Here is a 13,396-nt window from a genome sequence, read left to right as displayed (position 1 = left end):
GCAAAAACGCTTCCGGATTCTATGTTTTAAATTCTAAGCAGCTTTTACCGGATTCAAGAAGAGATATTCTACCGTTTCCGTTTTTATCTTTATGCCCTTTTCGTGAGCGTAGAGATAAAGCAGTGCTGTACCGACACCAGCCGCGCCATCGTAAAGCCCCGTGTAGGTTTCTACGAAACCCGGCAATTTGCGAGTCCAAGCCGCAAACCAGCGACGTCCCTTGTCATCGTTCCAAGAATCACCGAGAAGCTTGTCTGCAGTGAGCTTCGCCTGTTCGATGTAGGATTCATCATTCAGTACTTCTGCCGTCTTCACGAAATGAGCGAGAACGCCAGGGGCTCCGCAGCAAAGGCAATAACTATTCCAATAACCCGGAGTATGCTTGAGTGGAGCGCCGGTCTTGAGGATTCCCTTAGTGAGCAAGTCCACCCATTCCAAGTTTTCTTTGTTCTGAGTCACATCAAAAAGTTTGCGGAACAAAAGTGTTGTACCCACGGGACCATGGCAAGTCGAAAGGTAATAGAAGTCATGGAAACGCCCCTTTTCCGGATTGTAGAGATACGGAATCAAAGCTCCATTTTCATCGCCCTCAACGATTGCCGAGAGAAACTTGACAACTTCATTCGCCTTGTCGAGATAAGCCTTTTCCTTAGTCTCTTCGTACAAGAGAACATTCAAGAAAGCGGATCCAGCAGCACCATGGCTAAAGTTAGGGAACACAGATTCCTTGGATTTCCAGCCAACAAGCGTCAAGTCCACGTTCTTGTAGTAAATGCCGCCCTCCTTGGCATGGACAATTCTCGTGTCTGTAAAAGCGACAACTTTTTTGGCCGCTTCTAGATACTTCTTGTCTTTAGTCTTACGATAGACGTAAAGGAAGAAAAACGCGTAAGATCCATCGGCCATCAGGTCGGCTTCGGTACTCCAGTGGAGCGTTTTGCCATCATCAACACCCGCAGCGATGGAATCGTCAGCTGTGCGGATCAGGAATTCGCGGTAACGCGGATCGCCCGTATGTTCGTAAAGCTGTTCCACGAAAATTGCCTGCCCCGCCGGTGACGCATAGACACTCGTTCCCCAGCCCTTGACCGGCCAGACACCGCCGTCGTTTCCGTTCAACACATTATCAAAGAACTGTTTGCCTTCGTACGTGTTGAGGATGTATTCTGCGGCATCCTTTGCCTCTTGCAAATACACTTCGTCCTGAGTGACATCGTAAAGTTGCAAGAAGAATTGGCCAATGCCAGCCGAGCCGGCATAAAGGCCCTTAGGCGTAATCATCAGGTCGCCCTTGTACTCATTTCCCGGTTCCGGGCTTGCTTTCCAGTACTTGCCATGCGGCGTGACGACCTCGTTTGTCTTGAGATACTTGACAATCTGCAAAACCGCTTCGAGATAATTTCCATTTTTGGAGACACTAAAATCTAGATTCTGAACAAAGTTTAATTTCATTACACAGCCTCACTTTTCTTCTTTCTCTTGTACAAATCCGTGGAGAGATACTTGTAACCGTTATCGGCGTAAATCACCACAATGTTCTTGCCAGCCGCTTCGGGGCGTTTTGCGATTTGGATTGCAGCAGTGAGAGCTGCAGCCGCCGAAGTTCCAAGGAAGAGACCATCAGTCTTTGCGGTTTCCTGAGCGGTCTCGTAAGCTTCTTCGGCCTTGATGTCAATGATTTCATCAAATTCAAAACCGTTATTGCGGTTGTCCTTGATAATCGTCGGCACCAAAGATTCATCAACACGGCCAAGCGGGAGCGTACCATCGACAATGTGTCCCGTAAAATCAGGATTGTCCGGTCGAGAAGTCGGAGCCGCCTGCACGCCAATGATTTTCACGTTGGGATTCTTTTCGCGAAGGTAGCGGCCCGTACCTACGATAGTACCCGCAGTGCCGCCCATGGCAACAAAGTAATCCACATGGCCATCCGTATCGTTCCAAATTTCAGGACCTGTTGTCTGGTAATGATATTCCTGGTTGGCGTTGTTCAGAGTCTGGCCCGTGTAATACTGGCCCTTTTCCTTGGCAAGGCGTTCCATACCCGCAATCAGATCATCGAGCACAAGGCCCTTCTTTTCAAAGTCGGCCACTTCCTTAATGTCATAGAAAGATTGCAAATCGAGACCGTAGCCTTCAAAAATCTGAACACGTTCAATCGTCGTACCGGGTTCAAGATAAGGGACATATTCGTAACCAAGAGCGTGACCAATACCCGCAAGCGCAATACCTGTATTTCCACTCGTCACGTCAATCAACGTATCACCTTTTTTGATAGCGCCCTTCTTTTCGCCATCACGGATAAGGGCAAGAGCAAGGCGGTCTTTCACAGAGCCAGTCGGATTCAAGAATTCGAGTTTACCGATAATGTGCGCTTTGAGGCCGTACTTAGATTCGTAATTAGTCAGTTCAACAAGGGGAGTGTTACCAACGAGTTCAGCAATAGACTTATGAATTTTAGACATGTTTGAGAATCCTTTTTTGTTAAAATTTTAATTTGTTAATGGATTAGATTATTTTATTCAGCATCACCGTAAATATTGACCTTGTTGTCTTCCTTGGTGGCGGTATAACCAGCATCTACAGGGAGCTTGATGCCTGTAATTGCAGAAGCCTGATCGCTCGTGAGGAAAAATACCGCATTTGCAATTTCTTCAGGTTCAATCCAACGGTTTAAAATGCTACGGTCTTCAGCGGCCTTACGGAGCTTCGGATCCGAATAGTCGTGTTTAATAGCCATTTCGGTCTTGGTAAAACCCGGAGCAACAGAGTTCACGCGAATGCCATAGCGCCCTAGATGGAAAGCTGCTGCACGCGTAAGCCCATCGACCGCGGTCTTTGAAATGCCATAAGCAAACGGAGTCCATTCTGCAAAGGAGGCGACAAACGAAGAAACGTTCACAATAGCTCCCTTGATGCCCTTTTCAATAAAGACGCGACCTACATGCTGAATCAAATAGAGACTACCCCAAAGGTTCACATTTTCGGCCTGTTTGATTTCTTCCGGGTCAAAGCTAAGCACGTTTTTGCGATGGCCAACAATGCCTGCGTCATTGAACAAGGCATCAATGCGTCCGTACTTCTTAACGACTTGAGCAACGACTTCTTGACCTTGTTTGTAATTAGCGACATCCAGCTCATATGCGGTCACATCAGCACCTTGAGCGGTGAGCTTCGCTACTTCGCCATCGAGCTGTTCTTTTTTGATATCCGTTGCGGCAACAGCCCAACCTTCCTTGACATACTTCTTGACAGCGGCAAGGCCAATTCCCTGTGCGGCACCTGTAATAACGATAACTTTCTTTTCACTCATTCTGAAATTCCTTTTTTGGTTTTTGCGGATACACCGGTAAAAGCGGTTTCATTCGAAACCTTGACACATGTTATCCTGATTTATTGTGATTCCTTTGACTTCTTTTCTATAACCGTTGAAGCCCAAAGGACAACTGGCTTCTGGTTAGTTTATTTTCAGAATGCCTTCCGGCATTCGACAGTCGCTACACATATATGCTCCTTCGAAAGCCAAGGTGAAGTGAAAGACCTTTTCAATTCCCTATCGTTCTTGTATGTTATAAAATTAGAATATACCTTCTGCAATGTCAAGGCATAGAGATATACTATTTTATCATAGGTAGTTATAAGATATAGATATAACCATAAATACCAGATTATTGAAGGGAACGCGCACACAAATGCTATCCTAGACTATGATATTTATTACACATTCCGTCAAAACACCTTTAAAATCTGTTCTTGAAAGGTGTAATTAATTAAATTTCCATCGATGGCTTTCAAAAGTCGCATTTTTACGGGAATTCTAGTGGTATGCAGTTTGGTGTTACTTGCCAACTGCGCTTTTCCCGTACGCCCAGGATACGACAGAAAGAGCGGTACCTACAAGCGATACAGGGTGGCCACCACAACTCCTGAACCCGTTGATACCACCGCCGTAGACCCGCAAGAAGAACTTGTGCAAGAAGAAAGACTTGCTATTGCGTCAACAACAAGCACAAACTCGCTTACTTCCTCCGCTGAAAAAAGCGCAAACACAAAAGACTCTACGGCGCACTTGTCTAAAACACAAAGCAAGACTGATTCGACGGTAGTTCGGAAAGACTCAATCGTAAAAATTGATTCCACAAAAAAAGATTCCGTCAAAAAAGAACCCGCCTCAAAGACATCAACCGCAACAAAAACTGAAACCGCCAAAAAAACTACAAAACAGGCGAAACCCACATCAAAGCCTACAAACCTTGAAAAGTACGCCAAGGAATGGCTTGGTGCCAAATACGTTTATGGCGCCGCCAGCAAAAAGAAGACGGACTGTTCCGGCTATGTGATGCAAGTCTACAAAGGCTTTTACAACATTGCACTAGACCATAACGCACAACGTATTTATGACGATGGTCGCGGCTATTCCATCAAGCGGACAAAACTGCAAGAAGGCGATCTCGTGTTTTTCGGGAACTTCTGGAAAATCAGCCACGTCGGCATTTACTTAAAGGGGAACCGTTTCATTCACGCCAGCACGAGTAAGGGCGTGGTGATTACCTCCATGGACGATAACTATTGGTCATCCAAATACAAGGGCGCAAGACGATTTAAGTAATTACTATCTTTTTTCACATGAAAAAGATAGCATTCCAGGGCCGTCGCGGGGCCTATAGCGAAAGTGCCGCCTACCACCTGTTCGGAAACGATATCGAAGTCGTGCCGATGGACACGTTCGAACAAATTTTCCAGGGCATTGAAACAGGTGTCGTTGACGGAGGCGCCATCCCTATAGAAAACTCGACCGCGGGTTCCATTTACGACAACTACGACTTGCTTTACAAGTGGCGCCATCCGATTGTCGCCGAAGTCAAGTTGCAGATTGAACATACGCTCTGCGCATTGCCGGGCACAAAGCTCGAAGACCTTACCGAAGTCCTGAGCCACCCGCAGGGACTCGCCCAGTGCAGCCGCTTTTTCGGACAGCACCCGAACATCAAGAGTACCGCTTTTTACGATACCGCAGGCAGCGCCGAAGAAATCGCGAAGCGCGGCGACAAACACATCGGTGCAATCGCAAGCGCATATGCCGCCAAGTTCTACGGTCTTGACATTCTAAAGCAAGGGCTCGAAAATTTGCCGGGCGTGAACTTCACGCGCTTTTACGCGATTCAGAAAACCGCAATTGAATTGCCGGACTTCAAGGCCAACGAAACAGGCAAGCCGCCCATCAAGACGACGCTTCTGTTGATGTTGAGCGATTCCAGCAAGTCTGGCGCTTTGTACGAAGCGCTAGGTTGCTTTGCCAAGCGCAAGTTGAACCTCACGCGTATCGAGAGCCGTCCGCATCCGGACCGCCCGTGGGAATACATTTTCCACCTTTCGTTCGAAGGCAATCCGAAGGATCCGAATGTCGTTGAAGCGCTCAAGGAATTGCAGCAGTACACCGACTTCATTTATCGCCTCGGAAGCTTCCGCGAAGGAACAACGGAAAAGTTGAGTTATTAAAGGAAACGCAAAATGGCATACGAACGTACTGATAGAAAACCTGAAGAATTTCGCAATCTCAAGATGACCACGGGCTTTATCTCTAGCGCCGATGGTTCTGTGCTCATTGAAATGGGACGCACACGCGTCATCTGCAACGCAACGCTCCTCCCGAAAGTTCCGGACTGGCTTGCCGGTCGCGGCACGGGCTGGATCACGGCCGAATACAGCTTGCTCCCGCAGAGCACGGGCAAGCGCGTAGAACGCGAGCGCAAGGGCGCGAGCGGTCGCACGCAGGAAATCCAGCGCTTGGTGGGCCGTTCGCTGCGCGGTGCAGCCGATCTCGCCGCACTCGGCGAGAACGCCATCGTCGTGGACTGCGATGTGATTGAAGCCGATGGCGGCACGCGAACGGCCAGCATTATCGGTGGCTTTGTCGCACTCGCGATTGCCGTGAAGAAAATCAAGGAACGCCTCGGCATCACGCAACAAATCTTGAAGCACGGCATTACCGCAATCTCTGTGGGCGTCGTGAGCGGCAAGCCGCTTTGCGACCTCTGCTATGTCGAAGATTCTGCCGCCGACGTCGACATGAATGTCGTGATGCAGGATGCAAAGAACTTCATCGAAGTGCAGGGCACGGGCGAACACGCCAGCTTTGACCGTAACATGCTCAACACGCTCCTCGACCTCGGCGAAAACGCCTGCAAGGAAATCTACAAGAAGCAGATGGAATTGATTGGCGGCGAACTGCCGTAAAGGAGATGCCCTCCCGGAACGGAGTCCGGGATGACAAAGTGGCGGGCATGACAAATTGCAAAAAAACGGACGTGCTCTTGCACGCCCGTTTTTGCTACTTGGAAGTGATTTCACGCGTTTCAAAAGAGCACGCGCCATTAGTGGAATATTTCCCAATACCTGCCAAATTAAATCTGCATTGTTCTTGATCTACAGTGCCCTTTATAGCAAACTGGATAGCACCAACAGCTCGCCCCATATCAGGGTCATTTGGCGCAATTTCATTCCAAGTAAAGCACTTTTCGACAAGCCCACTGGACTTTGGCAAAGCGACCTTAGGAGAGTTCTCGTAAGGAACATCTTTTACAACAAAGTTCAAGTAAGCATCCTTTTCGGAATAGTAAGTGACGCAAACACCGCCCCAGTCTTGAATATCTTCGAAAACGTAATCGCCATCATTAAAGCCCGCAATATTAAACGAGACCCCGCCAACAGCGTATTCAGCCCCTTCCAGAGTAAAATCCATCGTCCCACAAAAACCGAGACAATCCTCAATAAGGCCACCATACACTTCATATCCAAACTCCCCTGACAGTTCCACCGGGAATTCAATATGAGCATAAGCGTCACCAGGAGACGCCTCAAAATGTTCCAACCAGCCCGCGTACCTGTCACGGTCATTATAGCCTGTTTTCACATGGGTTCCGTCAACCCCTTTCCACAGACAAGTCAAGGAATCATCGTCAGGAAAATCCACATTGACGCCATCATTAGGAAATTCCCAATCAAACGAAAATTCGTCCGGTTTATAAGTACTGATTCCCCTAATATTGAAAGTTTTCTTATCGTCGTCACCTTGGCTTTTAACCTCAAACATAATAGACAGGATTTCCTTTGCGGCCTCTTCTCCCGTATAAACCTGGCGATTGATTGAATATTCGGAATATTTCCATTTAGTTATATCAAAACGGCTCCATTCTGCACATACAGTTTTAGGCTCGTCAATCCAATACAAATTACGAAGTGTGGGTTCAGAACCACCATGCGTCGTTCTTTCTAGAAAGCCCTCAGGATATGCCATGAACGGCCATATTTCACTATTGGAATCAATTCCATCAACATTAACTTTCAAATGGACATACATCCAATAATCAGATTCATACGTGATACAGATACCACCCCAAGACGAGACATCCGCCGTAGCGCCGTCCCTGGCTAGTTGGATTTCAAAACCAGCCCAAGGTCTATACACTGAAGTATCGGGTTCAAGCGATCCGCATAAGCCATCACAATGTTTAAAAACAGAGGCCAAAGGAGTCGATGATTTTTCGAGTTCGACAGGGAAAACAATCTTCGATTTACCCTGTTGACCAAACAAGGTATCGCCAAAGGTTCGCCAAAAGCCCGTGCTATCGTCACCCGTTTTGACCTTGTAATCTACGGCAGGGTCCCACAAGTTATAGCGGCGAGCCTTTACCGCACCACTCGAAGAAGACTCGACTACGACACCGTCACTCAAAAGAGCATCTACAGACGAGCTACTCCCTTCTGCGATAGGCTCAGCAATCGGAATCGAAGGATTGTCATCGGAACAGGCGGCAACGACAAAGAACAAAATCGAAATCACGCCCCCAAGAATGTTCCTAAACACAACGCGCTCCTTTTATTTTATCTATAGATAGTAATATATAATATTTCTTTTAAAAGAGAAACCCGCTCGGTGGCGGGTATGACAAAATCCAATTATTCAGTGACGAAATGTTCTTCTATAGGGCACTTTAAACTGTAATCATATTCCGCGTAAGTTGCATACTTGCCGAGCCCGTGAATATTGAATTTTTTCCGGGTTCCTTTTTCCCCATAAACCACAAAGTTCACGGTCGTGAGATTCTTGGGGTCAACAAGTTTTCCATCATCTGACTTAAATTCGTCCCACGTTAAGCAACTCGTTACCGCTTCAGAACTCTTGGGAAGCGTCGCCTTAGGCAACTTGGGTATTTGACTAATATCATGAACACCAGTGCTATTCATCACGACATCAATATCAGCTTCACTAGCATAAGTCACGCAAATGCCGCCCCAAGATTTTTTCACATCGCCGCTAAGCAAAGTGCCATCATCGTGATCAAATCCGGCTACATAGAATCCGAGTCCCGCAAAATAATCATCCTTGAATTCGGCAGTTCCACAAACGCCATCGTACAAACCTGTACGTTTAGCACCTCCACAGGAATCAGGGAATTCAACGCCACCATTATCAAATTTTTCGTGGTTTATCAATTCCTGTTCATTCAAAGGCTGCGTAAAGTTAGACTTATGTTCATCGCTAGCATCTTCAATTTTATACCAACGGCCAACTTTTTCATTCAAGGTACCACCAAACCCCGTAAAAACACTGCCAACGAAATTCCACAGATCCGTGAGCAATATGCACTGTTCTTCAACATAAAGTTTATGGTGCTTGGTTGTATCGACACTTGAACTGCTACGGATCCACGCCGAAGACGAGCTTTTCGGGGTGATAACAGGCGTTTCAAAAGAGCACGCGCCATTAACGGAATATTTCCCTATACCTGCCAAATTAAATCTGAATTTTTCATAATCTACAGTACCCTTTACAGCAAACTGGATAGCACCTACCGCACGCCCCATATTGGGATCATTCGGTGCGATTTCATTCCAGGTAAAGCACCTTTCGACAAGTTCATTGGACTTCGGCAATGCGACCTTAGGAGAATTCTCGTAAGGAACATCTTTTACAACAAAGTTCAGGTAAGCATCCTTTTCGGAAAAATAAGTGACACAAACACCGCCCCAGTCTTGAACATCTTCAAAAACATAATCATCATCAGTAGAGCCAGCAATGTTAAAGGTGATTCCACCAACAGCGTATTCAGACCCATCCAAATAAAAGTCCATTGTTCCACAAAAACCGGAACACTCCCAAATAACGCTTTCATACTTATAAGGTCCAAACTCCATCGACGGATACGCAGGGTATTCAATATGAGCATAAGAGTTAGCAGGAGACTCATCAAAAGGCACCAGCATACCCGCGTATTCATCACGATCATTATAGCCCGTATTCACATGGGTATCGCCCAAGCCCCCTTTCCACAAACAAGTCAATGTATCATCGACAGGGAATCTCTCGTAAAATTTTTCATCCGGATACTTCCAGCCTTGTGTGGCATTACTTGGATCATAAGTACTAATACCCTTAATATTAAACACCTTATTTTCGTCATCACCACGGCTTTGAATTACAAACATGATAGACTGAATTTCTTTAGCCGCCTCATCCCCAGTATAAACTTTGCTAATCTGCGAAGAGCCACTATTTTTCGCCCAAGAGCTAACATCAAAACTGCTCCATTTCATGCATTCAGTTTGAACTTCGTTTGTACTGAACAAATTGAAAAGCGTAGGCGCAGGAGATTCCCCAATAGTCGTTTCACTTAAATAATTAGCGGGATACGCTTCAAAAGGCTTCGTTAAGCTATTAGAATCAAACCCATCAACTTGAACCTTTAAATAAATGCTTATCAAATAATCAGATTCGTAAGTGACACAGACACCTCCCCAAGACGTGACATCAGCCGTAGCGCCGTCCTTGGCAAGCGGGATTTCAACACCCGCCCAGGGACCGATCATTAAGTAATCGGGTTCAATCGACCCACAAAGGCCATCGCAATGTTTAAAGACAGAAGAAAGCGGCGTCGACGAATTTTCAAGTTCGACCGGGAAAATAATCTTCGATTCACCCTGAAGACCAAACAAGTTATCGCCAAAGGTTCGCCAAAAGCCCGTGCTATCGTCACCCGTATTGACCTTGTAGTCTACAGCAGGGTCCCACAAGTTATAGCGAGCCGTTTTTACAGCACCAGTCGAAGAAGACTCGATTACGCCACCGTCGCTCGAAAGAGCATCTACAGACGAGCTACTTCCATCTGCAATAGGCTCGACTAACGAAACCGAAGGATTGTCATCGGAACAGGCAGCAACGACAAACAACAACGCAGAAAGCGCAATTCCCAGGATTTTACGAAACATCACAAGCCCCACTCTGTTGCAAAAGACTAGAACGAAGTCACCTTCGACAAATCAATCGAGCAAGCATTTTTAACGGATTGCGTACTAACAGCGATGATGTTGAACTTCGCCTGCGTCTTTTCAGACGAGCGCCATTCAAACTTGATGGCTTCGGCCCTTCTTGTCAAGCCGTTTTCATCACCCATCTCGCTCCAAGAAACACAATTTTCAACAGGCTCTGTAGACATCGGCAAGACAGCGCCGATTTCACTTGTCGAATCAGCCACCAAGACCTTCATATCGATTTCGGACACGTAAGTCACACAGAGACCTTCCCAAGAAGTGATATCACCAGCCTTCGGATAATAGACACCCGTTTCTTCATCGATACCGACAATCTGAAGTCCAACCCCAGCATATCCGGCATCATTGAGACCACCGTTGTCAAAGGAGGCCGTTGCAGAAATGCCGCCCGATGCACCCGCGACTGCGGCGATCCATTCCGAAGAGCTCATGTATTTATCCGGGGAACCTGACTTCCATGCAAAGCTAGACGATCCGCCCACAGGTTCATCGGTATAGGTGAACCAAAAGCCGCCACCAAAGCCAGTATTTGCAAGTTCGTTCAGGTCATCGGCGGTACCGTTCCAAAGGCAACCAGTCGTTTCAACCTTCGGATTATCGACGATTTCAACGGAATCCAGGTTCTCGACGCCATGCTTGTACGAGCTCACGCCGTGAATGTTGAAGAATCCCGATTCCTTCGCCTTGCCAAAGAACTTGAAGATGAGTGTTGTCGCCTTTTTCGAAGCTTCGCTACCGGAATTGGTATCCTTGGAATCCGGCTTGAATTCTTCCCACTTTGCACAACGTGCTGCCGCAGAGCCCTTTAGCGTCTTGTCAAAGATGATAGACGGCAAATCAACTGAAGATACCTTAGCCGAGCCATCCTTATAGCCAAGCAAGCCCTTCATAGAAAGTTCAGATTCGTAAGAGATGCAAAGGCCATCCCATTCCGAAATATCGATGGTAGAATCCTTTTCGGCAAGGGCGATGCCCACGCCTGCGCTCGGCGCCGTAGAGCCTTCACCAAGCTCAACCGTTCCGCAAAGGCCACTGCAATAAGAAACCACCGACTCCATGTATTCTGGAGAATCAACATTCTCGTCGGAAACCGGGAACTTGATCGAAGAAGAGCCACCCTCTTCTTCATCGTCAACGCTATACCAGAAGCCGGCATTGTTACCCACATTCACGCGGGCAGCACCACTTGCGCCATTCCACAAGTCAAACTTGTAGCTGATGCTTCCGCTGCTCTCGGGCGAGGAGATAGAAGAACTGCTGAGTTCGGCAATCGGGTTACCATCTTCGGTAATCCCGGCTGTGTTTGGCTCGGTACATGCGACAACGCCAAACAAAAATGCGCCTGTCGAAATATTAACGAGTTTCCTTACCATCACACTTATCCCCTTTCCACGTCAGTGGAAATAACTGTAAATTCAACCTGTAGACCCTTTCGGTGCCGCGGCTATTCAAGGCAATTTGGGCAACCCTTTTACGGCAAGTATCGAGTTCCAGCAAAATCAGTTTGTAATCGTCTTCTGAAATGCCCATGGTGAGCCCAGTAAAATTGCGCTCCGACGCAGAGAAACGATTGATAGCTTCATCGGCAAAATTTGCCATTTCGTGATGCATGGCTCGCAAGGCCACAGACACCGCCGCAGAAGAACCTTTCAGGTGCTTATCGGCCTGTTCGTATGTATCGCCGTTCTTTTTCAAAAGCCCTGCACGGACCATAAAATCGAGCGATTCACGGACTTCCGCAGCTGACACACCATGGCAGCAACGCCTTGCGATATCGCCCGGAGTGGCCCCTTGCATCACCGGCGCAAGCTCTCTCACCACCGGATGGACCCACGATTCGAAATACCGGAACGCATCGCCATCAACGACCTTTACTTTGTTGTTGGAGGCAAGCTCCAGCATGGCTTCGTAAGCGATTTTGCGTTCCTGATCGGTCTTGGCATGGCAATATGTCACCATCGTCTTGAAATACTCAAGCTCGAAGCCCGCCAAATTCATTGCGGCACCCACCTTTTCGGCCCCTTGGGGAGAAAGGCGAGTTTTACCCTCACACACCAGTTTAAGATAAGTCGGAGACGTAAAGCCCGAAGCGCGGGTATATTCACGCCACGAGAACGACGAGACGCGTTTGCGCTCGTTGTAATAATCCTGCATATACATGCGGTAATCTTCGTATTCCGTTACCGGCTTCATAGCACTAAATATAAATTATTTCATCGTACAAAGCAATACTCTATGATACTCTAGTGCTAAATACAAGCTAATTTTAAGCAAATTTCGCAAAATTTACAAAAAATGCAAATTTCATGATACTAGAAGGTAAGCCGTTAGTTTTCGGTCATTAATCGTTAGTTATTGATTTATCGAGACTTACAGGCAAAACAAAAAAGGCGGGCGAAAAGCCCGCTTCTTAACAGTCTGTTTTCTAAAGCCTACTAAATATTCCAGTCGCAGAAGTTTTTGAGCATGGCAAGGCCGACCTCGCCGCTCTTTTCCTGATGGAACTGGCTTGCAATTAAGTTGTCCTTGCCCAGGAGTCCCGTGAAAGTCTGCGTGCCGTAAGTCGTCTCGGCAAAGGAATATTCCGCCGGGACCTGCGGGTAGTAGGAATGCACGTAGTAAAAGTCGCAACCGCTGCGGATACCCTTCATAATCGGGTGTTCGCGAGTGAAGTTCACCTGGTTCCAGCCCATGTGCGGGATCTTGAGGCCCGGTTCGTCCTTGAAGCGCACCGCGCGCCCAGGAATGAGTCCAAGCGTCTTGACGCCACCATCTTCTTCGCTTTCTTCGAGAATAATCTGGCAGCCGATGCAGATGCCAAGCACCGGGTTCCCCGCTTTAACCACGGCCTTGATGGCCTCGCCAATGCCGGTTTTAGTCAAGGTTTCCATGGCAGATGCGGCAGCGCCCACGCCCGGGAAAATCAAGCGTGTCGCCTTTGCGATTTCATCGGGATCGCGACTCACCTTGGCGTCTGCGCCAATGAACTTGAGCGCATTCATCACAGATGTCAGGTTGCCCGCATTGTAATCCACAACAGTAATAGCCATAAAAACCTCATTAA

At 47.4% G+C, this 13,396-nt stretch carries 11 protein-coding genes; 3 read left to right on the top strand and 8 right to left on the bottom strand.

Features of this window, described 5'->3' with window-relative positions; translation table 11 throughout:
* Positions 1 to 33 precede the first annotated feature (33 nt).
* The 3 genes from B7982_RS03690 to B7982_RS03680 are packed head-to-tail and all read right to left on the bottom strand — an operon-like array spanning position 34 to position 3,313.
* The gene (locus tag B7982_RS03690; RefSeq protein WP_088659599.1) at positions 34 to 1,452 is read right to left on the bottom strand and encodes a lanthionine synthetase LanC family protein; all 1,419 of its coding nucleotides are present in this window, start codon (positions 1,450 to 1,452) and stop codon (positions 34 to 36) included.
* Positions 1,452 to 2,465 (bottom strand): PLP-dependent cysteine synthase family protein, encoded by a 1,014-nt coding sequence (locus B7982_RS03685; RefSeq protein ID WP_014545402.1) that lies wholly within the window; start codon positions 2,463 to 2,465, stop codon positions 1,452 to 1,454. The genes B7982_RS03690 and B7982_RS03685 overlap by 1 nt, the downstream gene beginning before the upstream one ends.
* A 53-nt stretch (positions 2,466 to 2,518) precedes the next feature.
* Positions 2,519 to 3,313: an SDR family NAD(P)-dependent oxidoreductase gene (locus B7982_RS03680; protein ID WP_085491967.1), complete on the bottom strand. Its 795-nt coding sequence runs from the start codon at positions 3,311 to 3,313 to the stop codon at positions 2,519 to 2,521.
* 471 nt (positions 3,314 to 3,784) lie between these two features.
* Here B7982_RS03680 and B7982_RS03675 point away from each other — a divergent pair, with 471 nt between their 5' ends.
* The 3 genes from B7982_RS03675 to rph are packed head-to-tail and all read left to right on the top strand — an operon-like array spanning position 3,785 to position 6,237.
* Positions 3,785 to 4,609: a C40 family peptidase gene (locus B7982_RS03675; protein WP_088659598.1), complete on the top strand. Its 825-nt coding sequence runs from the start codon at positions 3,785 to 3,787 to the stop codon at positions 4,607 to 4,609.
* A 17-nt stretch (positions 4,610 to 4,626) separates the two neighbouring features.
* Complete coding sequence (locus tag B7982_RS03670) at positions 4,627 to 5,499, top strand: prephenate dehydratase (RefSeq protein WP_073425143.1); 873 nt, start codon at positions 4,627 to 4,629, stop codon at positions 5,497 to 5,499.
* A 12-nt stretch (positions 5,500 to 5,511) separates the two neighbouring features.
* Positions 5,512 to 6,237, top strand: coding sequence for a ribonuclease PH (gene rph, locus B7982_RS03665; RefSeq protein WP_088659597.1), 726 nt, complete (start codon positions 5,512 to 5,514; stop codon positions 6,235 to 6,237).
* A gap of 94 nt (positions 6,238 to 6,331) precedes the next feature.
* Here the strand turns inward: rph and B7982_RS03660 are convergent, their stop codons facing one another.
* The 5 genes from B7982_RS03660 to hisH all read right to left on the bottom strand — a co-directional run bounded on the left by B7982_RS03660 (position 6,332) and on the right by hisH (position 13,382).
* Positions 6,332 to 7,867, bottom strand: a complete 1,536-nt coding sequence (locus B7982_RS03660) for a hypothetical protein (RefSeq protein WP_088659596.1) — start codon at positions 7,865 to 7,867, stop codon at positions 6,332 to 6,334.
* Positions 7,868 to 7,959: 92 nt separating this feature from the next.
* Complete coding sequence (locus B7982_RS03655; protein WP_198953201.1) at positions 7,960 to 10,269, bottom strand: hypothetical protein; 2,310 nt, start codon at positions 10,267 to 10,269, stop codon at positions 7,960 to 7,962.
* Between the two features lie 26 nt (positions 10,270 to 10,295).
* A complete protein-coding gene (locus B7982_RS03650; protein WP_088659595.1) occupies positions 10,296 to 11,705 on the bottom strand; it encodes a hypothetical protein in 1,410 nt (469 codons plus the stop codon).
* On the bottom strand, positions 11,686 to 12,525 hold the full coding sequence (locus B7982_RS03645; protein WP_088659594.1) for a TIGR02147 family protein: 840 nt from the start codon (positions 12,523 to 12,525) through the stop codon (positions 11,686 to 11,688). The genes B7982_RS03650 and B7982_RS03645 overlap by 20 nt, the downstream gene beginning before the upstream one ends.
* A gap of 242 nt (positions 12,526 to 12,767) precedes the next feature.
* Complete coding sequence (hisH, locus tag B7982_RS03640) at positions 12,768 to 13,382, bottom strand: imidazole glycerol phosphate synthase subunit HisH (protein WP_073425150.1); 615 nt, start codon at positions 13,380 to 13,382, stop codon at positions 12,768 to 12,770.
* Positions 13,383 to 13,396 lie beyond the last annotated feature (14 nt).

The organism is Fibrobacter sp. UWB2, assembly GCF_002210425.1.
Taxonomy (GTDB): domain Bacteria; phylum Fibrobacterota; class Fibrobacteria; order Fibrobacterales; family Fibrobacteraceae; genus Fibrobacter; species Fibrobacter elongatus.
The sequence above is the reverse complement of the archived record's forward strand: the minus strand, read 5'-3'. Positions and strand labels throughout refer to the sequence as shown.